Genomic DNA, 25,312 nt, shown 5'->3' on the forward strand with positions numbered 1-25,312 from the left:
TTCTATCGCTCTTATTCTAAAAAACACATTTTTAGGGGTGAAAAAAGAGGTTTTAACTTCCTCCTTGTATAATTCATTAAAAAACAAGAAGAAAGGGAAGATCAGAGATGGAGAAAACCTACTTTTTGACTGTATTTGATTCGTCAGGTGAAACCTTATTAAATGAAAAAATCACCACAGATAGTGATGAAAAAGCAAAAGAATTAGGACGGCATCGTTTAATCGAACAACAATACAAAAAGCATTCTCACCGGCTTGTCAATGATGCAGGTAAACTTCTTTTATTTGAACGTTAAAAAAGCCGGCATCCGCCGGCCATTCATTCTTCTATTTAATGAAACACAGGACGTCTTTTTTCCAAAAACGCTTGAACACCCTCCTGATGATCACGGCTTTGTCTCAGTCTAGCTTGTGCAGCACGCTCTTTTTGAAGAACGGCTAACAGCTGTGATTCTGACTGCTGAAAATAAATCATCTTTGTTTCAACAAAGGCTTGAAGCGGCATATTTAAAAACGGCTTGACGCACGCTTTCTGATACGTATCCACCTCATCTTGAAACACGCCGTCTGCAAGGCGAAGCTTGAGCGCTTCTTCAGCCGGCAGCTTTTGCCCGCTCCAAATCAATTGTTTAGCGGTTTGTTCACTAACTCTTTTGGTGAGGAAAAAATGCCCTCCGCCATCTGGGATTAACCCGATTCCATTAAAGTTCATGGCAAGTTTAGCATCTTGATGCATAAACAAATAGTCACAGCTAAGGGCAAAGCTAAAAGCAAGACCAGCCGCTGCTCCGTGGACAAGTGCAATCGTCACTTTTTTCATACTGGCTAAAGAAAGTGTAATTCCCTCGATCAGATCCATCACGCGATGAAAATCTTCTTCACGATCTTGCTTTAGCATCATTCCAATATCTCCGCCTGCTGAAAACCCTTTGCCCATCCCCTTGAGTACAACAATTTTCGCACTGCTCTCACTCGCTCTATCACACGCTTCCTTCAATTCAGCAAACATGTCAACATGAAACGAATTATACGCTTCATGCCTATTGAAAACGATTTCAAAAATATCCCCATCTACCTGACAATTGATATATGTCATCATCCATTCCCCCTCTTTCTTTTCAAGCTCATCACTTACTTCAATTTCCATCAAGTAATTCCTTTTCCTCTACATAAAAAATTTCAAGATCAACTGATACTAAAATAAGCATAATTGTTGAAACGAGAAATATATTTTTATATAGTAAAATAAGAAATAAAACATCATATGAAAGGGGGAGAATGATTGATAAGAAGTTCCATATGTATATTGATTAGCTGCATCGTCATGTTTTCTCCCTTTTCAAATGTCGTTTTTGCTTCACAAGCAGAAGCGAGCACACTCAGCCTGATTTCTCCATCGATTTATGATGAAGAAATCAATGCTGTGAAGACACCTCCATTTTCAAAAAAACATGCCGCATCTCTTCTGTTAAAACAGAGGTTATCAATGGGCGCTTCAAAAGCTTTTCTTGTAAAGATTGCTTCAACCACAGCGTTATCTATTGATTTATGTTTTTTAGAAATGAAGTGTGCGATCCCCGTTATGTACCAATCAAATTACCTCGACTGATTCATTTTATTTCATCCGTACTCACTATATGAAAAACAAAACCTATCATATTCGGAGGGATAAAATGAACATTAAAGAAAATGATCTTCCTGGGATTGGAAAGAAATTTGAAATTGAAACGAGAAATAGAGAAAAGATGACGATTGTGATTCATGATGATGGTAGACGGGAGATTTATCGTTTCGACGATGAAGATCCAGATGAAGTACTGTCCACCATTTCTCTCGATGATGCTGAAGCCCGGCAAATTGCTGCCATTATTGGCGGTATGGTGTATAAGCCGCAAGCACTTGAAACGATTGAAATGGCGTTCAATGATTTGATCATTGAATGGTTTAAGGTAGAAAAAGACGCAAAAGCGGTTGGACATACACTCGGCGATTTAGATGTGAGACAAAATTATGAAGTCACCGTCATTGCGATCATTAAACATACAAATGAAAAATTACTCAACCCCGGTGCCGATTCGATTATTCAAGCAAATGATACGATGGTCATTTCAGGCGAAAGAAAACACTTGAAGCGATTGATACGTGATTTTCTTTCTAGAGGGGGAGAGTGATGAATGGATCATTTAGTCTTTGAAGTTGGAACGGCGCTTATTCTCATCGCCATTGCCAGCTTAATCGCCAATAAAATTAAATTTTCTATCATTCCTTTTCTCATTGTCCTCGGGATGATTGTTGGTCCGCATGCACCAACCATCGGGATCATTGATTTGAAGTTTATCGAGAGCACCGAGATTATTTCGTTTTTTGGTAGAATGGGTGTCCTGTTCCTTCTATTCTATCTGGGGCTTGAGTTCTCTGTCGGCAAACTCATAAAATCGGGTAAATCCATTGCAGTCGGCGGATCTATTTATATTTTGATCAACTTTAGCTTAGGATTGCTTTATGGGTTTATCACAGGCTTTGGATTCCTCGAAGTTCTCATTATGGCAGGCGTTATCACCATTTCATCCAGCGCCATTGTCGCCAAAGTCCTTGTCGATTTAAAACGGACAGCGAACCCTGAAACAGAGTTAATTCTTGGGATTATTATGTTTGAGGATATTTTTCTCGCCGTTTATTTATCTGTCGTATCCGGTCTTGTCCTTGGAGATGCCACGTCCGTTGGCGGTGCCTTATTATCTATTTTAATCGCTTTTGGTTACATGATGATTTTCTTTATCATCGCGCGTAAGCTGCCAAAACTATTAAACAAACTATTCGATATCCGTTCAAATGAAGTATTTATCATTGTCATTTTTGCCGCTTTGTTCTTCGTGGCTGGTTTTTCAGAGACGATTCATGTCGCAGAGGCCATTGGCGCTCTCTTACTCGGTCTTGTGTTTTCAGAAACAGAGCACTCAGACCGCATTGAACATCTCGTTGTTCCTTTTAGAGATTTCTTTGGCGCCATGTTCTTCTTCAGCTTTGGACTAAGTATTGATCCATTTACATTAGGAGATGCCTTCTGGCTTGCGATCGGTGCTGTCATTCTCACCTTGATCGGGAACTTCACCGCTGGGATGTTTGCTGGAAGAAGAGCCGGTTTCTCTCATAAAGCCTCTTCTAATATTGGATTAACCATCGTATCAAGAGGAGAGTTTTCCATCATTGTAGCCGAACTTGGGATTGCAGGCGGGCTTGCCGCTACATTGAAGCCATTTGCTGCATTATATGTATTAATCCTTGCGATTTTAGGACCGCTAGTGACGAAAGAATCAAAGCGTATCTATCAAATCCTAAACAAAATCTTCAAATGGAAAACTGAAAAACCAAAAGTAAAAAGAGAAACAACCATTTAATTGAAAAGGGCCCTGTGCAGGGGCCCTTTTTTATATATATTCAAATTGCTGAAATGCTGTTTCTTGCTTCACTTGTTCTTTCGTATCCCCGCGAATGGTTCGGATGACTTTCTGATTGCGGTAGATCGATAGTTTTAAATTGGTCGCCGCTGTTCCATGAGAGTGATCGAGGTTCGTGAATGTAAAGAGATGATGAGACCGTTTGTCTTTAAACACAAGCCTGAAGTCGTCTGTCACTTTAAAATGCTCATCGCTTTCCCATTCAATCAATGGTTCATATGCGCTAAACCATTCCGGAATATTAGGCGTATATCCTGTAGCCAATACCACATGATCGACTGTGATTTTCTTTTCTTTCTTCAGCTGCCATTGTGTCAAATGCAGCTCTACCTGCTGCTCATCCTCCATATGTATCGCTTCAAGCTCCGTCATTGGCTGAATGAGTACAGATGGCTCTTCTCCTGAAACGGATCGATGGTACAATTCCTGATAAATGCGAGAAAGCGTCGATGCATCTATGCCATTCCTTAATCCTGCCAGTCTAGGCAATGTGTTCATCCGTTCTTCATATGGAAGGGAATGAAAATATTCAACATACTTAGGTGTAAATAGCTCCTGACCAAGCTCCGCTGTCTCTAGTTCTCTAAATTCACTTGAACGTGTAAACCATGAAAGCTGCTGTCCTTTCTTCTGATGCTGAAGCAGGTCTAAGAAAATTTCAGCTGCACTCTGACCTGAACCAATCACCGCCACCGTTTCAGCTTCATGAAGTTCTTTTTGTTGATCTACATAACGGCTGCTATGGGTCACATGCGGCAACGCAGCTTCTGGCACATCGACAGGAATCATCGGTTTGCTTCCAGTACCAAGGACGACATGCTTTGCACGATATTCAGAAAGCGCCCCATCTTTCAACCGCCGAACTTTTACAAGATACCCGTCTTCACAGTCGGTCACTTCTTCCACCTTCATCCCGAACTGACAGCTATCTAATTCACCTGCAACCCAGGATAAATACTCATTGAATTCTCTCCGGGGGATATCAAATTGTTCAAATGTATAAAAGCGGTGAAGCCTGTTTGATTCATGTAAATAATTTAAAAATGTATACTTGCTCCTTGGATTAGCCATTGTCACAAGGTCCGCTAGAAAGGAAACTTGTAAGTCCGTTCCTTTGATGAGCATACCAGGATGCCAAGCAAATTCGGTTTCCTGTTCAAAAAAACAGCATGTCACATCTTCATACTCCTCTAATAAAGCGGCCAATCCTAAATTTGCTGGCCCAATCCCAATTCCGATCACATCCATCATATGTACACCTGCTTTACCTTTTTACCCCCTATATACCCTTTTACAAATGAAAAAAACACTGCGTCACCGCAGTGTTTACATGTGAGAAGCAAATAATGACTCAAGGAATTGAATCTTCTCTTCCGTATAGTGCTCATAACGATCATTATAAGACTTTGGATCTTTTGGATTGGCATATTGCGTAATTTTTCCGGTTCGCGGATCAATGAATTTACTCGCAGCACCGCATCCGATGCCAATGATCGTCTGCACTTCTTCCATAATGATAATATTATACAAACTTTCCTGTCCATCTAACGAATACCCGACATTTTCGAGATTCCCCAAAATGTTTTTTTGTCTGTATAAATAGTACGGATGATAGTCATGTACTTTTGTCCAAGCAACCGCTTCATCCATCATACGTGTGATCTCTTCTCGGTCTGCCACTTGATACTTTTCCTTATTGCGGGTCATTTCAGACGCTCTCTTAAAGGAAAGTGTATGCACCGTTAAAGATTCAGGCTTCAGTTCTTCTGTCTTGTTCAAGGAATGCTGGAATTCCTTTAGCCCTTCTCCTGGCAGTCCAATGATTAAGTCCATGTTAATATTATTCATGCCATACTGCCTTGATAAATGATACTTTTCAATCGTTTCTTCCACACTATGGTGCCGGCCAATCGCTTTCAATGTTTCATTCTCATATGATTGCGGATTGATACTAATCCGGTCAATATGATAACGGTTGAGCACCTCCAGCTTATCAGGTGAAATCGTATCAGGTCGTCCCGCTTCTACAGTGACTTCCCGAATATGTTTCACATCTGGAAAAGAGCGATACATCTCCTCATACAGCAAATCCATTTCTTCTGCTGTAATACTTGTTGGAGTACCTCCGCCAAAATAAACAGTCGTCACTTTAATCCCATGTTCCTTTAACCATTCGCCCATTTTTTGCATCTCATAATGCAGCCCAAAAAGAAACGTTCCCACTCTTCCAGCTTGTCCTTGAATGGCATAAGCAGGGAACGTGCAATAAGCACATTTTGTTGGACAGAAAGGGATACCGATATAAATACTCACTTCCTCCTGTAGATCGTACAGATCTGGAATGGCTTTGATTTGACGATCAACAATCTCCTGCATCAAATTGATCTTTTCATCATGAATCAAGTAATCGCGCTTTAACGCTGCATGTGCTTCTTCCTTTGTCATGCCTTCTCTTAGCATCTTATGAAGTAATTTCGTAGGGCGTATCCCCGTAAGAATCCCCCATTTTTGCGTCATTCCTGTATATTCCTGAAGCAGATGTAAATAAACAGACAGCACAGTGTTTTTGATTTGCTTCCAGCGCTCTTTATCGTTCAAGCCCTCCGGCATCTCTCTTGTAAAACGACTCGTCATATCTGATCCAGCAATATGGCCAGAAGCCTCCACCATACCGCCAGTTTCTTTCCAATCAAACACCATCACTAGGCCATCGTTTGCTTCACCTGAATCAAACAGCACTTCACTATCTTCCTCGAATAAATTGGCTATATTGACAAGCGGTCGATGAAATCGGTCATCAGACAGCCCTTTAACTAAAATTCGCATCGTATCACCTTTATCTTCAAACTTGTTTCATTTTACAAAATTCATCTAGGAAAAGCAATGAAGAGAACAGATGAAGGCCCTGCCATTTCTTAATAGACAGGGCCTTCACTATATTATCGTTTAATATCAAATTGATGTAAAAAACCTTCCCTTTGTTGCATTCTAAAGTATTCTTTGATCATATAAGCAACACCCTGTTCATCATGAGAACGTGTCACCCAATCGGCTTTACGTTTGACCGAATGAGGTGCATTTCCCATCGCAACGCCTAAGCCAGCTAACTCAAGCATCGGGATGTCGTCTGTCCCGTGACCGATCACGACCGTATCTTCTAATGTAAAACCTAATGCTGAAGTTAAAAGAGAAAGTCCTGCTTCTTTCGATACCCCTTTGCATACAATGTTCATTTTCTCATCACTGATCTTAATCAGATCAACAGATGGGAATGCTTGTTGAATGGTTGTGTGGATTTCAGGCTGAAGTGCTGCCGTCGAATACACTTCAATGACAGGTGTGCTAACCGGTTCATCCATGAGCATATCACTTAATGATTCAACAAATTGAACGGGATAGAAAATGGGATCAGACGGATGAATCAACGTTTTTCCCATCAGTTGAGACTGTGTTTTTTTCCGATTGCCGATTGAGAATTTTTCATGTAACAAGCGAACATTACAATCAAAGCTTTCAAGGATCTGCACAAGATTAAATGTTTTCTCTTCCGTTAATTTCTTCACATGGAGCGGCTCATCAAGCTTATCCGCGATAAATGCACCACTATGCGTCACAAGAGTTGAAGTTGGTATTTTCAACGCCTTGGCAATTTTTTGTGCAGATCGAAAATGACGGTTGGTGACAATCGTCACGTAAACCCCTTTTTTCTTAACATATTCCACAGCTTCTTTTGTAGCGGAATGGATTTTCCCATTGGAACGAAGTAACGTTCCATCTATATTGAGTGCAAGTAGCTTTTTTGACACTGAGGCATCCCCCTTCTTGATGACTGTACTTACGATGAGGATATGCCCTAGCTTATCGCTTTAGAACATGCAGTTGAAGCAGCCCTTGTTTTATGCCTCAATCGCAAATAAAAAAAGCCTACCCCTAGGCTTTTTTTTATGTATGGTTTGGATGCGTAACAATGGCGTGATGAAGCTCCCCATGATCCCCTTATCTTTCACACACCAAAGCATTGCTTATATCATATCCCCTTATGCTTTGCTTTTCTCCCAGAAGCGCTTCTCTCTCATTTGACTCATCGTCGTAAATCCAAAGTGGAACGCACCCAATTCATCACGATAGCGCTTTTTGAAAGCACTTTCAATAAGTATTATCGCAGAATTTACGAGCTTCGACAACCCTTTTTTTAAAGATATACAAGCGGCGATATGAATGAAAAAAAGGGCGAATATGATCGCCCTTTCAATTAATTTTCTTCTGCATTTCCATAAAGCTCTTCAAGAGGCTTCATGATAATTTTATTTAATTCACCGATGAGAACACTTACGCGTTGTTCTGCTTCCATCAACTGAGAGATTTTATCGTGCTGCTGCACAAGTGCAACCGTTTTTTGCGCTTGCTCTACTTCTTCTTGTGTAATCTCTTGACCAGTCATTTGTTTTTGTTGAAGGTTTACTTGAATGTCACGGAAGTTCTCAAACATTCTTTTAGAGGACTCATCCCCGTTTACCTCATCATAAAGATTTCTTAACGCTGAATATTCTTCGCTATGACGCAGTGCTTTTTCAAGGTCATATGCAACATCATAAAGATTTACAGACATGTTATGTCTCCTTTCTATCCGTTATCACCGATATGGATCGGCGGACACCACTCCACTATAACAAACTATGGCTTTCGTTTCACATATATACAATAAATTCATCGAAATTTCTCGATCTTGCCTTAGAATAAGGTGACAAAAATCGCTTGGACAGCACCGATCAATCCACCTAAAAGACCGCCTAAAAATGTGATCATCTTCAGCTCCTTATTAGATATGCTGATCACAAGCTCTTCCATTTTTTCAAGCGGGAAAAGTTCAATTTGTTCACGAATAATTTCTTCAAATTGGAGCTTTGCGAGCAGTCCCTCAAGCGCATTAGATGCGGCTTCAATCCCTTTATCAATGAGAGATGGAGCAAATTTGGTCTTAAGATCATCCGCTACTGCACTGATGTAAACTCCTACTGGTCTATCTAGCAGCACCTTTGTAGAAAGATGTGAAAGCAATTGCTTTTTCACACTAAATAGAAGCTCCTTCACATTCCATTTTTTATCAAGCTCATGTAAAGAAAATTGCTTTACCTTGTCCCATTCTTGAACAAGTAAATCTGATAAAAACCTTTTTGTCTCTGCATTCTTTAAGAACTTCATCATTTCAGGATGCACGCGATCAATTAAACTTGAATTCCCTAAAAACATTTGGACCATACTGCCAAGCATTCCTCGTTCTTTTAAGAAATCATCTATCATATGACCGAGTCTTGCTTTTCCCTCATCACTTTCAAAATAATGAATGCCTCTCTTTAAAATATAATCTGCGGCATCTGGAATTTTGGATGCAAGCTTATTTTCTACATCCTGTGGTAGCAGCTCAGACAACGTTTGCTGATCATACTTTTCAAGCAGTGAATGGAGCTTATGATCAGTCCACTGATGAAGCCATGCGTCAGCTTTAACGTCAGCCTGTGAAAAACCGTGTTTTTCTAACATAGAGAAAACCGTCATTTCCATATCGGAACCTTTATCAATATATCGGTGCACTGCCTGCAATATCTCTTGCTTTGCCTCTGATGATTCAAATCGTTTTTTAATACCCACTGGCGTTAGTAAATGCTCCATCACCATGACGCCAACCTGCTTGGCTACTTCATCTCTTCTTTTAGGAATGAGACCCGGCGTAAATGGGAGCTGCTTCCCAAATAAATAATATGGCTTATACGGACGAAAAAGCATTTTAATCGCGAGATGGTTTGTTGCTGCCCCTATCACTGCACCTATCACAATCATAAAGATAAACGTTGTGAATATATCCAAAGTCGTCATCTACCTTTCAAACAACACCTGAAGTTTATTGTTTTTATCTATACGTATTATAGTTGTTGTCAAGAGTCCAAGCAAATGAAGCATTCAATGTGACATATGAGACAACGATCTGTCGTAATGATATAGGAACGCCAAGTTTATGTAAAATCAACAAAAAGTGTTTTTCAGATGTTAAAAAAAGAATTTGAAAAGTAGGTGTTGTTTCATGACGTCAACGCTCGGCATTGTCACTCTTTCTCCGAAGCATGAAGAAGCATTCACACATCAGCTTGCCAAAGCAGCCTCTTCTTTTGATTTAGAAGTTGTTCGTTTTTCACCTCTAGATTTAAAGCCTGCTTCAAATGTCATTCACGGTCAAAAATTTAAGACTGGCAAAGGATTTGAAGCGTCAGAATTTCAGATTCCTGACTTGATTTATGATCGTTGTCTTTATCAGCATGACGCACAATCTAAAAAAGCAAAACCTATCATGAATTGGTTAAAAAAGTATCCAAAAACCGTTTTTTTGAATACTGGAATTTCAAATAAAATGCGGCTATTCGAGCAACTCCGTCTCCTCCCTTCTTTACAACCATACTTACCTGTCTGCTCTCTATTGACAGAGCCTTCAGACCTTCTCAACTTGGTCAGAAAGGGCGGATATTGTAAAATACAGCCGCTTTCTCAACAGCACGCAGCACCCTCTTGCTTCATTTCTTTAAGAGACAAATCACTCATTACTGTGCAGCTAAACGCTAAGCAAATCATCACCTTTTCACATTCAGCAGAGGTTGTGCGCTGGTGCAAAAAGTATATCGGCCGATCTTTCCTTCAATTTTTTAACACGAATGATCAAAAAGACGTTATATTCAATGAAATTAGGATTTTTCTTATAAAAAATTCACAAAATCAATGGAATAGCATGGGGATTCATACAAAACCATCAGTAGAAAACAGCCTTTTAAGCAATACACAAAATTCCATTCATGTGGTAGCCTTTGATCACTACTTAAACTCATTAAAGCCACACATCAAAGAGCTGCTGTTAGATGATATTGCCTCCATTCAGTCATCTCTTCCAGCGTTTATAGACAAAACTTTCTCACCGTGTATTGAATTCGCTATAGACTTGCTTCATACAAATGAAGGCAGACTTTTCATCTCAAATGTAAGATCCAAGCCAGGACGATCCTCTTTTTTAAAAGCTTACCCTGAGAGGGAGAATCAATTGATTCAGACCATACTTGAACATGCCAAATCGATGATGGCTGAAGAAAAGGAGGTTCCTTATGAAGAGAAAACGCTACATCATCGCTCCTCATTCAGCAAGTGAAAAAACAGTACATCTCCCTGTCCAGTTTAAAGAGCAGGGAGCAATTTTATCGATTGCTTTAGGTTCTTGTTTAGTAGATGATTTCACCATTTCCTATCATCATCAATCACAAAGGATTTTATTATCAGAAGACCTTTATCGCGCTTTACTCATTCCATACAAAACGAAAGCTGATGTCATATTAGTTAAACATACACTCTATATAGGACCTCTCATCGGCATTTTCACTGCAGGATTCGAACAAAATACAGCACCTTTAGGCGCAAGATCTTCCTATTTTATAAAACTGCTGCAATCTTGCAGGCAGCATGCTGGTTTTGCATATCTTTTTGGTACTCATTCTATCGATTGGGATAAAGGAATAGTAGACGGTTTGCTTTACCAAGAGGAGCGCTGGGTAAAAAAGCAGATGCCCCTCCCATCCGTTGTTTATGACCGGCTGCCTAATAGAAAGGCTGCTCAGTCGGCATTCATTCAAGAAACAAAACGAAAACTCACTCAAGACTACGATATCCCTTGGTTCAACCCTTATTTTTTTAATAAATGGGACATTCATGAACAGCTATTAACAGATGAAAAAACAAGCTTTTTCTTACCACATTCCATACGATTAGATCCTTTTGATGCTTTAATTAAAATAGAAACACTCCTTCATCTGCATCATGTCATTTATTTAAAACCAACAAACGGCAGTCACGGAGACGGTATTTATCAGTTAAAGAAGACGGAAAACGGGATCACTGTCTGCTCAAATAAAGGGAAATCCACTTCATATCATTCCGTAGACCATTTCGTGAAAAAACTGCGAAAAGATTGTGCAATGCAAGACTTGATTGCACAACAAGGCATTGAGCTTCTTCAAATAGACAATCAACCACTGGATTTCAGAATTCATACGAATAAAAATAAGTATGGTCATTGGACTGTTACAGCCGTTGCTGGAAAAGTTTCAGGAGATCACACTGTCACAACCCATCAACTGCATGGTGGTTCAGTAAAAACACTGTATGATATCTTTCCTGATGCAGAGAAACGTTTGAAGATTTTGCAAGAGCTCTCTGATACTGCCCTAGCACTTAGTCGTGTGATAGATGAAAAAATGCCTGGTCTGATTGGGGAAATTGGCTTTGACTTAGGTATTGATCACTTGGGTGCTATCTGGATGTTTGAAGCCAATTCTCGTCCAGGCCGCGAGATTTTTCTGCATGCACCATTGAAAAACTCAGAATGGCTGATTGGGAAAAGAATCGTTGAATACGCATCTTACCTAACACAAATGGCTCTTACTCCTATAGACCATGCAAACGCCTACTGATGTTTTCTTTTCATGTCTCTGAAATCTGTGCTTTCCCTATGCTCTTTTCATCAGATGAGATACAATAAAACCAAGTTCAAGGTTGTTTCCGTATTGTCGTGTGTATTTATTGTTTCATCAATAAAAGCAAGGAGGCAATGATGATATGATTTCTCATTTTCAATGGAAACCTCTCTTTAAAAAAGCGCAATTACCTGGCTGGAAAATATCCTTTTTTCATAATGGTTCACACTATGAAGGCATTTATCACAAAACGGGTGATATTGAATGGGGCTCTCAGCTTCCGCCTCATGAAGTTGAACCAACCTTAAAAGAAGAAATCCACGAATTAATGCTATTCCATGTGTATGATTAAACTGTTTAAGGAGCCTCGCCATGTTAGAAAAACTAAAACTTGTTTACGGACACCATATCATCAGTTCACCAACAAATGATAAACAAATTCTCTGGTATCAAACAGACGAAGGCGAAATTTTCGGAGTAAACAAAACGGAGCTAACAGAAAGAGAAGCGCTTCTTCTCAATTCATTCCTCACACCAATTGATGTACCTCATACGCAGGAAACGGAAGAAGAACAGAAATGGTACAGCTATCTCTTTGAAAACAAATCAATCACCATCGATCAATCCGTCCGTGTTCATTTTTTTAAAATGGATCACCAAGCAGAACAAAGGCAGCAAATAAAAGAGGCTGTGAACAGCAGCCTCGAACATATTCATTTCATATGGACAGGCACTGAAACAGCTATGCTCATTCAAACAAATGCTACATCAGAAAATGGTCAACTTGAACAGCTACATGATTTGTCTCAAGCCATCACAAGTGATTTTTTAACAGACGTTGTCTTCATGCAAGGACAGCTGCATTTGCCGAATGGAAATTTAAAATTGAGATTATTAAATGAACATCAGCTCTTTTTATGGCATCTGAAGCAAGGAAAACTTAGGTCAGGGGTTGCAACATTTTATCAATGTCTACCTGCTTTCATTCGCCATGATACAGATATGGTTTCTGCCGCTATTTCAGATGCATTTATAGAAACAATCTTTGATCGGGACGTTTACCGGACTCTCACGACCTATATGCATTGTAATTTAAATGCATCGCAGGCAGCAAAAGCGTTATATGTTCATCGAAACAGCCTTCAGTATCGGATTGATAAATTTATTGAACGGACAGGGCTGGATATACGGCATTTTCAAGAAGCATCAGCTGCTTATTTCATGATGAATCTTCTCGATCTTTCTTAAATGATCCTATCATGAGCACCTTGCCTAAAAATGAAAATAAGATGTTGTGCACGTTGTCCATTTACAGACACCCTTCCTTTTTATACACTTCATTTATAAGTAAAGCGCTTTCAAAAAAGGACTGGGAGGCTACCACCTATGGCTGAAATGATGCTGAATCAAATTTATAAAGTGTACGATAACAAAGTAACAGCAGTAGATAACTTTAATCTACATATTGAGGATAAAGAATTTATTGTGTTTGTTGGTCCATCTGGGTGCGGAAAATCAACAACTCTCCGCATGATTGCAGGCCTTGAAGAAATTTCACAAGGGGATTTTCTTTTAGACGGCAAGCGAATGAATGATGTGGCACCAAAAGATCGGGATATTGCGATGGTTTTCCAAAACTATGCCTTATACCCTCATATGAATGTGTACGATAATATGGCTTTTGGATTAAAGCTTCGAAAATTTCCTAAAGCAGAAATTGATGAGCGGGTACGAAACGCTGCAAAAATATTAGGGCTTGAACAATACTTAGATCGAAAACCTAAGGCATTGTCTGGAGGTCAAAGACAGCGTGTTGCACTTGGAAGGGCCATTGTGCGCGATGCCAAAGTCTTTCTTTTGGATGAACCTCTCTCTAATTTAGATGCTAAACTTCGAGTTCAGATGCGTGCCGAAATTTCTAAACTTCATCAGCGGCTGCAGACGACATTCATCTATGTCACACACGATCAAACAGAAGCCATGACAATGGCTACTCGGCTTGTTGTCATGAAAGATGGCTTTATTCAGCAGGTTGGCGCACCAAAGGATGTGTATGAAAACCCAGAGAATGTCTTTGTAGGAGGATTTATTGGCTCTCCAGCGATGAACTTTTTTACAGGAAAACTGTCTGACGGAGCCATTGCCATTGGGAATACGCACATTCGTGTACCAGAAGGAAAAATGAAAGTATTACGCAGTCAGGGCTATATCGGAAAAGATGTGATTCTAGGCATCAGGCCAGAAGATTTCCATGATGAGCCTGTGTTTATAGAGGCTTCTGAAGGAACAAAAATTGAAGCAAACGTAGAAGTGGCTGAATTAATGGGAGCCGAAACGATGCTTTATTCTTCTCTCGCTGGTCAAACGTTTATTGCACGTGTTGATTCTCGCACAGATATTCAGGCAGGTCAGACGATCCCTCTTGCCATTGATATGAATAAAGCGCACTTCTTTGATACAGAGACTGAGCTGCGCATTCGCTCAGCTGAATAAGAAGACGTTCCACAAACCATCACCATTGGGTGGTGGTTTTTTGTATATGAAAACAACATTTACCATGTTCTTTTTCCGTATGTTTTTTTCGATGCGAACCATAATATTTAGTACAAAGCAGTTACCGCATTGGGTTTCGCCAAGTGGCAAATGACTTGGTCATTTCGCTGGTGCGATTCCAGCAAACCCAACCAAAAAAATCATATATAAAAAGGAGATTCACATCATGGCAAATTCTAATAGTTCAAATCAATTACTAGTTCCTGGAGCAGCGCAAGCAATCGATCAAATGAAATACGAAATCGCTTCTGAGTTTGGTGTAAACCTTGGAGCAGAAACAACAGCTCGTGCTAACGGTTCAGTTGGTGGAGAAATCACGAAACGTCTTGTATCTTACGCTCAGCAAAACCTTGGCGGAACAAAAGCTTAATTTCATATCTGGATCATAGAAGGCACCTCTTATGGTGTCTTCTTTTTTTGGTTTTATCCCTCACCGATTCCTTTTGAATTCATATGATGTATTAGAAAGGAGCGGATCTTCATGGACATTATTTCAGGTGTGAATTTTGAACTTCTACAATTTGTCGGTCTCTCTCTATTATGTGAATATGCTCATAGTATTCGGTCCTTTCATCTTTATAAAAAAAGCATGACATAAAACTGTACCATTTTAAGTTCTTTTCACTTATAGTATGTAGTGGAGGGATCGATCAGATGAAAATAGCTCTTTTCGGTGCTCATGGACGTGTAGGACAAGCATTTCTTCGTTTCGTAAAAGAAGATGATCGTTACATGGTTCGCTCGTTAATTCGGACAAACCGGGAAGAAATGCTTGCGGGTATGTTTCAAGTCACCGGCAATTCCAGAAATCAAGAGGATGTTCTTGAAACAATTAAAGGATCAGATATTGTCGTGAGCTGTCTATCAACAGATGGTGATGATACTTTATCTGTTTCAATGGAGCATATCGTACAAGCCATGAAGCAAACAGGAACATCAAGAATTATAACGATTGGTACAGCAGGGATTTTGAAAGCAAGGCAGCAGCCTGAGCTTTACCGCTTTGAAACAAATGAATCAAGGCGAACCACTTCCCGAGCTGCTAAAGAACATGCCAAAGCATTTGAAATTCTTCAATCAACTGAACTAGATTGGACAATCATTTGTCCAACCTATTTACCAGATGGAGAAGTGACACGGTCATATCGCTATGAAAAGAATTTTCTCCCTATAGATGGACAGAAAATCTCAGTTGAAGATACCGCACACTTTTTGTATCAGCAGTTAAACTCAAAAGAATTTGTGCATCAACGCGTCGGTATCGCTTATTGACCATTTAGTTCGTGTAAATGATATACAACCAGTAAAAGTCGAGATCATATCATGAAGCCTCGACTTTTTTCATTGCCATGAAAAAGCCTCTTTCAAATTGAAAGAGGCTTTTGCTGCTTATCCTATCAGCTGCTCGTCACAGCTCCCTTTTGTAATTCGTACATTTGCGCATACAGTCCGCCTTGCTCCATGAGCTCTTCGTGGCTGCCGCGCTCGACAATCTCACCCTTTTCTAACACCAAAATCATGTCAGCTTTCTTAATAGTAGATAATCGGTGTGCAATGACAAAAGTGGTTCGTCCTTCTTTGACGACATCTAGTGCCCGTTGAATGATGGCTTCTGTTTCTGTATCGATGTTAGCCGTCGCTTCATCTAGAATTAAGATCGCTGGATCGTATGCCAGTGCACGGGCAAATGAAATCAATTGACGCTCCCCAGAGGAAAGAGTACTCCCCTTTTCAACAACTGGTTCATCAAAACCTTCAGGCAAATGCTTTAATAGTTCTGCTGCGCCCACTTGCTTTAACGATGTTTCAATCGTTTCTCTTTTAATGTCTTCATTTCCCAAACTGACATTGGATGCGATCGTTCCAGAAAATAAATAAGGATCTTGCAGTACAATGCCCATTTGTTTACGCAGCGTTTGGCGCGACTGATCATAGATGCTTTCTCCATCAATGAGGATATCCCCATGCTGAATATCATAAAAACGTAGCAGCAAATTCATGATCGAACTTTTCCCAGAACCGGTATGTCCAACGAGTGCCACCGTCTGACCTTTTTTCGCCTCAAAGGTGATGTTCTTTAATACATTTTTCCCTTCATTATACGCAAAGGTAACATCCTGAAATTGAACGTGCCCCTCGATTTTCTTCTGAACCGGTTCTTCCACTTCAGTACCAGGCTCATCTAATAATCGAAAGACCCGTTCAGATGAAACCCTTGCTAATTCTAATCTAGAAAATTGATTCACAATGCCTGTAATCGGCTGGAACAAACGATTTAAATAATCGACAAATGCATAGAGCACCCCAATCGACACAATGCCCGTCGCGCTTAAGGACGCGCCGCCAAAATACCAAATGAGTGCGACATATGCTAAGTTCCGAAGCAGATTCACCAAGTTATGTGAGAGCAGTGAATTTAAATGAAGCATCTTTCGCTGATATCGAAAGTGATTGTTATTCAGCTCATCAAACTCTTCTTTCGTTGCTTGTTCATGTCGAAACGCCTGAATGATCGTCATTCCTTGAATGGCTTCATTTAGCTTGGCATTAATTTCACTAATGATGGAACGAATGCGGTGATTGTAAACCGACGCAAACTTTCGATAAGTCATCGACCATAGGAAAATAATCGGAACAGCCACTAAACAAATAAGCGCCAGCTTCACATTTAATAAGAACATGGCGATATAAATGCCAACCATGTAAATGGCACTTGTGACGAAATTAGCGAGTACTGTTACATATAAATCACGAATGGTTTCTGTGTCATTCGTAATCCGCGCGACAACCTTTCCAGCCGGTAAATTATCAAAATACCGTATCGGAAGCGTTTGAATATGTTCAAATACGTCCACTCGCATTTTTTGAATAATGCGATTTGCAATACGCTGGAGTAAATAGTGCTGCCCATATTGAAAGAAAATCGCAATGACGAGCATCCCAAAATAAAATAGAACAAGCTGTACCAAACCACTGATTTCCGGCTGATAAAAAGCAAAGATTTCCTCTTTGGATAAACGCTGTACCTGATACGTCTCACGCTCGCTCCCATTTTCAATGGTGAGCTGATCCCCTTCTATTGTCCGGCTCCCGTCAAATCGAATCGGTTCATTCACAAAATAGTACCCAAATCCGACTTGCACGACATTGATTTGCTTTCCAGCTTCATTTTGATTCTGTAGCCGGTCACTTCTTATATAGTTATTTCCCTGGTAATAAACCGTTTTATCTGTTTTTTCATTTACCTCAACATACGGTTTTTCTACACCTAAAATATGATCATCAATCATTTTTTTCCCAATGAAAGGTCCTGTCAACTCAGCACCAACTGCAATGATCAGAAAGATCAAAGCAACAGACAATACTTTTTTATATAGGAGTGCATAGGCAAGAAGTCTTCTCCCTGTTGTCATGCCTCATCCCCTCCTTCCAGCTGATTTGTCAGCTGTTGACGCAGAAATTGCTCTTTATACCATCCATCCTGCTGAATAAGCGCTTGATGGGTTCCCTTTTGAACAATACGCCCTTCTTCCATGACAAGAATGAGATCCGCATGCTCAACAGCTGATAGACGGTGAGTTGTAATAAATGTCGTTTTCCCATGACGATTTTGTCTTAAATTCTCTAAAATAGCCGTTTCTGTTTTTGCATCAACTGCAGATAACGAGTCATCCAAAATCAAAATGTCTGGATCAATTAATAGTGCACGTGCAATGGAAATCCGCTGCTTCTGTCCTCCTGACAGCGCCACTCCCTTTTCTCCAACCATGGTTTCCAAGCCTTCTGGTAAAAGGCGTAAATCCTTTTCAAAGTAAGCATCTTTAATCGCTTGTGCTAATTCAGCTTCTCTCGCGTCTCTATGACCGAAACGCATATTCTCTTCTACACTTTTTGAGAAAAGGACATGATCTTGTGGAACATAGCCAATCCATTGGAACAGTTGATCCAATTCAATGTCCTCAATTGGAACACCTGAAAGCAAGATCTTCCCATCACCTGTCGGATACTGACGAAGAAGCTGTTTGACAATCGTAGTTTTCCCGCTTCCCGTTTTTCCTGTAATACCAATCGTTTGCCCTTTTCGTACAGTAAAGGAGACATCCGTTAGATTATCTTTAGAGGAAGTTGGATACCTAAATGTCACATGTTCAAATTGAATATCGCCAGGCTCTTGTAATCTTTTTGGCTTGGCTGCGTCAGTTACATCCGGTTGATAACTGAGTGTATGATTCAACCGGTCTAATGAAGCATTTCCTCTTTGCATGATATTAATCAATTCACCAATGGCAAACATTGGCCAGATCATCATCCCCAGATAGACGTTAAATGCGACAAGCTCACCAATGGTTAAATCACTTTGGAACACAAGATATGCGCCGTAACCGATACCGATTAAATAACTGATCCCCACAAGCAATTTCACCGTCGGCTCAAACAATGAATCAATGATCGCTACTCTCATATTTTTTTGAAAAACATCATCTGTCATTTCTCGAAAGCGATTCACATCTTGTTTTTCCTGTACAAAAGACCGAATCACCCGAACGCCGGCAACTGATTCTAATACACGATCATTCATATCACCAAATGCATCTTGAGCGACTGTAAAGCGTTCATGAATTTTACTGCCATAAAACGCTATCAAAATCGCCATCAGTGGCATCGGAATAATGGCCATTAAAGTTAATTTCCAGCTGATCGTCAGTCCCATCGTAAAAAAGATCATCAGCATGTAAGCAGTGGAATCGACTAATGTTAAAACGCCAAAGCCTGTTGTTAAAGCCACAGCATTCAAATCATTTGTACCTAACGCCATTAAATTTCCGGTTTTTTTCTTTTCATAAAAGGTGGGTGTCATCTTAAGTAAGTGGCGCATTAATTTTCCGCGCATCACACGCTCCATGACATTCGCGCCGCCAAATAACTGATACATCCAAAAGTAGGTGAGCGCATAGACACTGACACCAAGTAAGCAAAAAATGGTTACGTAAAACAGAATACTGGATGTTGTAAATTGACCAGACCGAATGTCATCAACCGCTTGACCTAGATACCTCGGTGGCAGCATTTCAAGCACATTCACAATGAGCAGCAGCGTAATGGCGATTGTATAGCGCCTCCACTCTTGTTTAAAGAACCAGCCTAATTTCACAAATACTGAAAACATGTTTGTCTCTCCTTTTAAAGCTAGCCGCTTTCTATATTTTCCTGATTGTCACCTTGTTTCGTTTTTTGAGCTTTTGTCATTTGTCTTGCCTTTGGCATGTTCACATGCTTTCACTCCTCTTCATTTAGTTGTTGATGCATTCCATTATTTCGAGATGCGAAATGTATACAACAAAAAAAGAGGCAACCAGCTGACTGGTACGCCTCTTTTATACATGATAAAAAGGCGCATGTTGACAAATACGCAACATACGCCTTGATTCATCCGATCAATTGGAACATACGAGTCCCTTTTCAATGACCAATGAAGGTGTAATTGTCACGTGAATCAACCCATTCATGTAGTTTGATTTCATTCTTCCAATGATGTTGCACATGACATTTCCTCCTTTTGGCTCTTGAATCTTTTTTTATCTTATAGTGGCTGTCACTATTTTGTCAATAAATATTTTTCAATAAATGAAATTTTCTAACAAAAAGTTCACACCCTTTATGTGTATCTTTTTCAGATATCGGGTATACCATGAACGTATAGACTCCTTTTGAAAGGAATGAGGACATTGTTTCAAGCTGATCGGATGGTCGTTGCGTTTGATGGACATGAAGACAGTAAGAAAGCATTAAAGAAGGCAATCGCTTTAGCCAAAACTTTGCATGCCAAGCTGACCATTGCCTACGCTCATGATGGGAAATCCAGCAGACAGGTGTTTGATGCACCTCGCCCAATGACTGGCGGCGCTTATATCGGAGGCGGCATGGCAGACCTTCAAACACCCCCTGTGTATGTACCTCATGATGAACAGCAAAGTCCCTTGATTTTTGAAGACCATACAGAAGAGGTCGTTGCAGAAGCAAGAATGCTGTTAAATGAAGAGCAGTTTGAAGCTGCGATTGAAATTGTTGAAGGGCAGCCTGCAGAAGCGATTATCGAATACGCTGAAGAGATTTCAGCAGACCTCATCGTCATGGGAGCACGTGACCAAAGCAGATTGAAAAAGATGCTCTTTGGCAGTGTGAGTGAAAAGTTATCGTCCAAATCAGATATACCTGTACTGATCGTGAAATAAATGTCATCACAAAAGGCTAAAATGAACTTGATTTTAGCCTTTTGTCTTTTTTTCAGCGTGATAGAAAACCTTTGAAGTCTAGGAAGGACGAGCACTGGCACGGAGCGAATTTGACATTCGTGAGTACCAGCGCGCAGGACTGACACCGAATGCGAGGGTTTGTCTACACGCTGAAAAGGCTGCAAACATCGGTTTACAGCCTTTTTCCTTTTACGAAGAAATAGATGCTTCGCTTTCATGCTTAATTTTTTTCTGGAACCCTTCCTGGACACGCTTCGTGATCTCCCCTGGAACACCTTCCCCAACTGGCTGACCATCTATCTCTACAATTGGAATCACTTCAGCTGTCGTTGAACTAATGAAAATTTCCTGCGCATGCAAAAGTTCGTCTTTACTCATGCGGGTTTCTTCCATACGACATCCTTCTTCCTGACAAACCTCTAGCAGCTTTCTACGTGTAATGCCGTTTAAAATCAGGTTATTTGCTGGGTGTGTACGAATGACACCGTCAATGACGGCATACACATTCGAGGACGTCCCCTCTGTCACAAAGCCGTCTCTTATTAAAATCGCTTCAAACGCACCAGCTTCAGACGCTTTCTGCTTTTCCATGACGTTATATAAAAGGTTTAAGCTTTTAATATCACATCTTAACCAGCGAAGATCTTCAGACAATAGAGCTTTCGCACCAGCTGTCTGCTCTTGAATAGGCTTTTTCACTTGAAATGTATATGCCGTAATCTGAGGGGTAAGTGCACCATATTGATGTTTACGAGGTGCGATGCCTCGCGTGACTTGAATATACACGCCACCATCAATCACTTGATTATCTGCGACTAGCTTCTTCAAATTCTCTTCCATATCGGATACTGTACCTTGCAGATGAATGCCGATTTCCTTTGCACTCTTGAATAGACGCTCAGTATGCTCTTTTAATGTAAACAAAGTTCCATTATATACGCGGATGACCTCATAGACTCCGTCGCCAAATTGATAGCCTCTGTCTTCAATATCAACATGTGCATCTTTTTTTTCAATAAAATCCCCATTGTACAATACTTTCATATGGAATCTCCCCTTCGCTTTGCTTAATGGTTGAATCTGATGCTATCTTAGCGGATAAATGTAAACGTTTCAATGATTATTCAGAATTATTTCATATCCATTTGACTGGATAACCTTCTATTGTAACAAATATAGATTCATAACCAAAAAGATTCCAATTTTTTAGCATCTTCTATATTCATAGGCTCTTTTTTCCTGTATACTTACTCCATATGAGCACGACAAAAAACAGCGAAAAAAGACAGAATCCACTACATGATTCGACACAAACTACTGATTTATTGGAGCGATTGTAATGCAACGGGTTACGAAAAAACAGACACCTTCAAACACGATGCTGCTCTCAAAGGCAATTGGTCTAGTCATTCTGACATTGATCCTTTTTTTCATTTGGGATATATCTAAAACCAATATGCAGGCAGCAGATCAACCGAATGAAGTGTCTGCGAGCAGTCCATTTCGAGACACAAGTACAAGTCTGAAAGCAAAAGATGATTCGCCAAAAACATTAGATGCACATTTTAAGATCAATCCAAACAAACATGTAACGGATCAAACGATCTTTTTGACCTTTGATGATGGCCCTTCTGCTACATCAAATCAGCTGTTAGATGTGCTAAAATCACAGCAAGTGAAGGCCACATTCTTTATGCTCGGGCCGCAAATCAAAGAACACCCAGCAGCTGTGAAAAGACTTCATCAAGAAGGTCATCAATTAGGACTTCATGGCATCACGCATGATGTGAAACGCTTTTATCAAAAAAGTGATTCTCCTGTAAATGAGATGAAAGAAGATCAACGTATATTGGCTTCTGTTACTGGTGAATATACACATCTTGTGAGAACACCTTATGGCAGTTCTCCAAACTTAACAGACCAGCAAAAAACACGTTTAAAACAAAAAGGCTTTGTATACTGGGACTGGACCATTGACAGTCTTGACTGGAAATATAAAAGCTCAAAATATGTACCAGAAGTATTAAATCAGCTGCAAGTGCTTGAAACCAAGTACCCGAAAGAGCCAAAAATCATCTTAATGCATGATCAACCAGCTACCGCAAAATACTTAAACAGTCTGATCACACAATTAAAGGCAAAGGGCTACACGTTTGAAGTCCTTGATGAAACAATGAAGCCACTACAGCAATAAAGAAAACCCGCACCTGTTGGATGCGGGTTTTTTATGATTTATAAAGCATTCACAAGCTCGCCAATTCGTTCGTGAAAGACAAGATCAAACAGCGGATCGAATTCCGTTTCACTTAAATTCATCATGACCTTAAAGATGGAAGGATGATGAGCAGCATCTTCTGGAATATATCGTGCTGGTGCCACTTCCAAGGAAGTTCCCATGACGAGCAGCATGTCCGTTTGCTGGAGCGATTTCTCCACTTGATCAAAGTGCTTCACCATGTCTCCAAAAAGGACAACATCTGTTTTAATTACTCGTCCACATGTGCGGCCGTCTGATGAAATCCGCTCACAAACCGGCACCTCTTCTTGTAATAAATAAGGCAGTTCGTATGTTGACCCGCATGATGGACATGTAGCTGTTTGAATGGAACCATGCAGTTCATACACATGCTGGCTTCCCGCTTTTTTATGCAGACCATCGATATTTTGCGTGAAAATATCCACGCGTTTTCCTTGCTTTTCTAAATTGGCTAAAAAAGCATGTCCAGCGTTTGGCTCGTACTCTCCACTCATCTTCATTTGAAACAATTCTTTGAATTTCGGCCAAAATTGATGAGGATGTGATAAAAAGTAAGACCGGCTCATTGCCTCCATGCGAGAGGTATCTTCTGTCCATAGTCCACCCGTTGATCTAAAATCGGGAATTCCCGATTCTGTGCTCATCCCAGCACCTGAAAGGACCGTAATATGTGAGACCTTTGATAATCTCTCTCTTAGCGCTGCCACTTTTGTTTGATCCAACCACCATTCCTCCTTTATTCACCGAGCTGTTTCTCACCTTTTTGTTTCATATAAATGGTCTGTCCAGGGAAAGCAAATTCTACCCCTTCTTCATGGAAAATATCAATAATGCGATAGTTAATATCCTGCTTAATATCCAGGTTTTCAGACCAAGCCGTTGTGTTTGTATAAAAGTTAAAGAATAAGTTTAAATAGCTGTCTGCCAGCACATCGAAATTCACCATAATCGTTTCCTTATGAACCCCATCATGCTCATAAAGCATTTGCTTCAGACGTTTGATGCACTTATCAATGTTTTCTTTCGGTGTATTGTAAGATACGCGAACGGAGAACGTAATTTGACGTTTATTCATTCTCGTCCAATTTGTGATCGGCTCCTTTGAAAGGGTCGAATTTGGTACAGTCACCACCGCTTCAGCAGGTGTTCTAAATTTTGTGCTTCGGAAGGTAATGTCCTCTACAGTCCCAAGTACACTTGGAGTCTCTACAAAATCGCCCATTGTAAAAGGCTTCTCTGTAATAATCACAATTCCTCCAAAAAAGTTCGCCACTGTATCCTGCGCAGCGAGCGCAAAAGCAAGACCACCTAGACCAAGCCCTGCCACAAGTCCGTTCACATCATAATTAAACTCTTGTGCAATGACGCTAATACTCAGTGCAATAATAATAAAACGAAGAACCTTTGATAAAAATGGCGCTAAAATATCATCCATCTCTAATTCAAATTTTGAATTCACTTTTTGAAATAAGAAAGAAGAAGCTGCGGTTAGATTACAAAGTCCCCACGTCAGCATCAAAATAATAGAGGATCTATACAATTTGACAATGACATCCATATGGTGCTCAAAGTATGGGGCTTGTCTTAACGCAAAATATAAACCTAGTGCCACAAAAAACAGCCTCGCAGGTTTTTCAAACGCCACGACAATTTGGTTAATGACTTCGGTTTTAGACCGGTTTGTCAGCTTAAAGAGCAGGTGAAACAAGTATTTCGTAAATACTTTTCGAAGTAATAAAAAAAGCAATAAAATACAAAGGCTAATGCCTATTTGGATCGCAATATCGACTGTAAAATATGTATCCATCCATTTTTGTGTAAACATCTCTGTCTCTCTCCTTTAAAACAATCCTCTCTAGTTTATAATATAACCTTCGTTTATGTCCTCTCTTAAATGTCTGACCTCTATATAAAAAGCCTCGGGACCTATCCCGAGGCATGATGTTCAATTATGAAATTTTGGCTTGAGACATATCGACGGGCAGCAAACTACTTTTTCTTCTGAGCCTGATCAAGGAGAGTCGCTTTAAACATTTCAGCATCCGTTTCGGCCTTAATACGTTCTTCCACTCTAATTCTCCCTTTACCCAATCATCTCGCCTCCTTTTCATCATTATAAAACATCAGAATTTTCAGTCAACATGACGAAAGCACTAATATTTTGACGAACGATGACGATTTGGACAAAATTGATCGAAGAAAAATTGATGTAATTCAGGTTTACTCAATCAAAGCTTGCTCTATTCCTGTAAACTTTTCAAAATGATACATCAAGCTTTTTCGGTA

The 25,312-nt window shown here is 40.1% G+C and carries 25 protein-coding genes; 13 read left to right on the forward strand and 12 right to left on the reverse strand.

All coding sequences use genetic code 11. The features are described 5' to 3' along the window. Window positions 1-107 precede the first annotated feature (107 nt). Complete coding sequence (locus FXF70_RS11605) at window positions 108-296, forward strand: YhzD family protein (protein WP_148780275.1); 189 nt, start codon at window positions 108-110, stop codon at window positions 294-296. A gap of 35 nt (window positions 297-331) precedes the next feature. On the opposite strand, the gene FXF70_RS11610 is transcribed toward FXF70_RS11605, so the two are convergent. Beyond that, window positions 332-1,147: an enoyl-CoA hydratase gene (locus FXF70_RS11610; protein ID WP_148780276.1), complete on the reverse strand. Its 816-nt coding sequence runs from the start codon at window positions 1,145-1,147 to the stop codon at window positions 332-334. A gap of 135 nt (window positions 1,148-1,282) precedes the next feature. Between FXF70_RS11610 and FXF70_RS11615 the strand changes: the two genes are divergently transcribed. The 3 genes from FXF70_RS11615 (at window position 1,283) to FXF70_RS11625 (ending at window position 3,398) form a co-directional block, all read left to right on the forward strand. After that, window positions 1,283-1,609, forward strand: coding sequence for a potassium:proton antiporter (locus FXF70_RS11615; RefSeq protein WP_224559635.1), 327 nt, complete (start codon window positions 1,283-1,285; stop codon window positions 1,607-1,609). A gap of 64 nt (window positions 1,610-1,673) precedes the next feature. After that, window positions 1,674-2,171 carry a cation:proton antiporter regulatory subunit gene (locus tag FXF70_RS11620; RefSeq protein ID WP_017366937.1) on the forward strand — a complete coding sequence of 166 codons (498 nt, stop codon included), beginning with the start codon at window positions 1,674-1,676 and terminating at the stop codon, window positions 2,169-2,171. A 3-nt stretch (window positions 2,172-2,174) separates the two neighbouring features. After that, the gene (locus FXF70_RS11625; RefSeq protein WP_007497140.1) at window positions 2,175-3,398 is read left to right on the forward strand and encodes a cation:proton antiporter; all 1,224 of its coding nucleotides are present in this window, start codon (window positions 2,175-2,177) and stop codon (window positions 3,396-3,398) included. Between the two features lie 30 nt (window positions 3,399-3,428). Here FXF70_RS11625 and FXF70_RS11630 read toward each other — a convergent pair whose 3' ends face one another. The 5 genes from FXF70_RS11630 to FXF70_RS11650 form a co-directional block, all read right to left on the reverse strand. Further along, window positions 3,429-4,709: a lysine N(6)-hydroxylase/L-ornithine N(5)-oxygenase family protein gene (locus FXF70_RS11630; protein WP_148780277.1), complete on the reverse strand. Its 1,281-nt coding sequence runs from the start codon at window positions 4,707-4,709 to the stop codon at window positions 3,429-3,431. A 75-nt stretch (window positions 4,710-4,784) separates the two neighbouring features. Continuing rightward, window positions 4,785-6,284, reverse strand: a complete 1,500-nt coding sequence (locus FXF70_RS11635) for a coproporphyrinogen III oxidase (RefSeq protein ID WP_148780278.1) — start codon at window positions 6,282-6,284, stop codon at window positions 4,785-4,787. A 113-nt stretch (window positions 6,285-6,397) separates the two neighbouring features. Next, on the reverse strand, window positions 6,398-7,264 hold the full coding sequence (locus tag FXF70_RS11640; protein WP_008348923.1) for a Cof-type HAD-IIB family hydrolase: 867 nt from the start codon (window positions 7,262-7,264) through the stop codon (window positions 6,398-6,400). Window positions 7,265-7,710: 446 nt separating this feature from the next. Further along, window positions 7,711-8,067 carry a YlbF/YmcA family competence regulator gene (locus FXF70_RS11645; RefSeq protein ID WP_007497132.1) on the reverse strand — a complete coding sequence of 119 codons (357 nt, stop codon included), beginning with the start codon at window positions 8,065-8,067 and terminating at the stop codon, window positions 7,711-7,713. A 122-nt stretch (window positions 8,068-8,189) separates the two neighbouring features. Further along, the gene (locus tag FXF70_RS11650) at window positions 8,190-9,323 is read right to left on the reverse strand and encodes a DUF445 domain-containing protein (RefSeq protein WP_148780279.1); all 1,134 of its coding nucleotides are present in this window, start codon (window positions 9,321-9,323) and stop codon (window positions 8,190-8,192) included. Window positions 9,324-9,537: 214 nt separating this feature from the next. On the opposite strand from FXF70_RS11650, the gene FXF70_RS11655 reads away from it, so the two are divergent. From FXF70_RS11655 to FXF70_RS11685, 7 genes are all read left to right on the forward strand, one after another. Continuing rightward, on the forward strand, window positions 9,538-10,644 hold the full coding sequence (locus FXF70_RS11655; protein ID WP_146269871.1) for a YheC/YheD family protein: 1,107 nt from the start codon (window positions 9,538-9,540) through the stop codon (window positions 10,642-10,644). Then, the gene (locus tag FXF70_RS11660) at window positions 10,601-11,959 is read left to right on the forward strand and encodes a YheC/YheD family endospore coat-associated protein (RefSeq protein ID WP_148780280.1); all 1,359 of its coding nucleotides are present in this window, start codon (window positions 10,601-10,603) and stop codon (window positions 11,957-11,959) included. The genes FXF70_RS11655 and FXF70_RS11660 overlap by 44 nt, the downstream gene beginning before the upstream one ends. 145 nt (window positions 11,960-12,104) lie before the next feature. Continuing rightward, on the forward strand, window positions 12,105-12,314 hold the full coding sequence (locus tag FXF70_RS11665; protein WP_008348933.1) for a YheE family protein: 210 nt from the start codon (window positions 12,105-12,107) through the stop codon (window positions 12,312-12,314). Between the two features lie 20 nt (window positions 12,315-12,334). Then, window positions 12,335-13,210 carry a helix-turn-helix domain-containing protein gene (locus FXF70_RS11670; RefSeq protein WP_148780281.1) on the forward strand — a complete coding sequence of 292 codons (876 nt, stop codon included), beginning with the start codon at window positions 12,335-12,337 and terminating at the stop codon, window positions 13,208-13,210. 138 nt (window positions 13,211-13,348) lie between these two features. Next, window positions 13,349-14,455: an ABC transporter ATP-binding protein gene (locus tag FXF70_RS11675; RefSeq protein ID WP_024719977.1), complete on the forward strand. Its 1,107-nt coding sequence runs from the start codon at window positions 13,349-13,351 to the stop codon at window positions 14,453-14,455. Window positions 14,456-14,681: 226 nt separating this feature from the next. Then, window positions 14,682-14,885: an alpha/beta-type small acid-soluble spore protein gene (locus FXF70_RS11680; protein ID WP_008348940.1), complete on the forward strand. Its 204-nt coding sequence runs from the start codon at window positions 14,682-14,684 to the stop codon at window positions 14,883-14,885. A gap of 284 nt (window positions 14,886-15,169) precedes the next feature. Beyond that, window positions 15,170-15,787, forward strand: a complete 618-nt coding sequence (locus tag FXF70_RS11685; protein WP_008348943.1) for an NAD(P)-dependent oxidoreductase — start codon at window positions 15,170-15,172, stop codon at window positions 15,785-15,787. A gap of 125 nt (window positions 15,788-15,912) precedes the next feature. Here the strand turns inward: FXF70_RS11685 and FXF70_RS11690 are convergent, their stop codons facing one another. Next, entirely contained in the window at window positions 15,913-17,928 is a 2,016-nt protein-coding gene (locus tag FXF70_RS11690) for an ABC transporter ATP-binding protein (RefSeq protein WP_148780282.1), read from the reverse strand. After that, on the reverse strand, window positions 17,925-19,682 hold the full coding sequence (gene bmrC / locus FXF70_RS11695) for a multidrug ABC transporter ATP-binding protein BmrC (protein ID WP_024719974.1): 1,758 nt from the start codon (window positions 19,680-19,682) through the stop codon (window positions 17,925-17,927). The genes FXF70_RS11690 and bmrC overlap by 4 nt, the downstream gene beginning before the upstream one ends. A gap of 559 nt (window positions 19,683-20,241) precedes the next feature. Here bmrC and FXF70_RS11700 point away from each other — a divergent pair. Then, a complete protein-coding gene (locus FXF70_RS11700; protein ID WP_148780283.1) occupies window positions 20,242-20,748 on the forward strand; it encodes a universal stress protein in 507 nt (168 codons plus the stop codon). 210 nt (window positions 20,749-20,958) lie between these two features. Here the strand turns inward: FXF70_RS11700 and dat are convergent, their stop codons facing one another. Continuing rightward, the gene (gene dat, locus FXF70_RS11705; RefSeq protein WP_148780284.1) at window positions 20,959-21,813 is read right to left on the reverse strand and encodes a D-amino-acid transaminase; all 855 of its coding nucleotides are present in this window, start codon (window positions 21,811-21,813) and stop codon (window positions 20,959-20,961) included. A gap of 295 nt (window positions 21,814-22,108) precedes the next feature. Between dat and FXF70_RS11710 the strand changes: the two genes are divergently transcribed. Further along, the gene (locus FXF70_RS11710; RefSeq protein WP_035703432.1) at window positions 22,109-22,963 is read left to right on the forward strand and encodes a polysaccharide deacetylase family protein; all 855 of its coding nucleotides are present in this window, start codon (window positions 22,109-22,111) and stop codon (window positions 22,961-22,963) included. Window positions 22,964-23,001: 38 nt separating this feature from the next. Here FXF70_RS11710 and FXF70_RS11715 read toward each other — a convergent pair whose 3' ends face one another. The 3 genes from FXF70_RS11715 to FXF70_RS11725 form a co-directional block, all read right to left on the reverse strand. Further along, window positions 23,002-23,733: an NAD-dependent protein deacylase gene (locus FXF70_RS11715; protein ID WP_395947865.1), complete on the reverse strand. Its 732-nt coding sequence runs from the start codon at window positions 23,731-23,733 to the stop codon at window positions 23,002-23,004. Between the two features lie 29 nt (window positions 23,734-23,762). Beyond that, entirely contained in the window at window positions 23,763-24,851 is a 1,089-nt protein-coding gene (locus tag FXF70_RS11720; protein ID WP_017360337.1) for a mechanosensitive ion channel family protein, read from the reverse strand. Window positions 24,852-25,015: 164 nt separating this feature from the next. Continuing rightward, on the reverse strand, window positions 25,016-25,117 hold the full coding sequence (locus FXF70_RS11725; RefSeq protein WP_017360338.1) for a YhdX family protein: 102 nt from the start codon (window positions 25,115-25,117) through the stop codon (window positions 25,016-25,018). Between the last annotated feature and the right edge of the window lie 195 nt (window positions 25,118-25,312).

Source organism: Bacillus sp. Y3, from assembly GCF_008123875.1.
GTDB lineage: Bacteria > Bacillota > Bacilli > Bacillales > Bacillaceae > Bacillus > Bacillus altitudinis.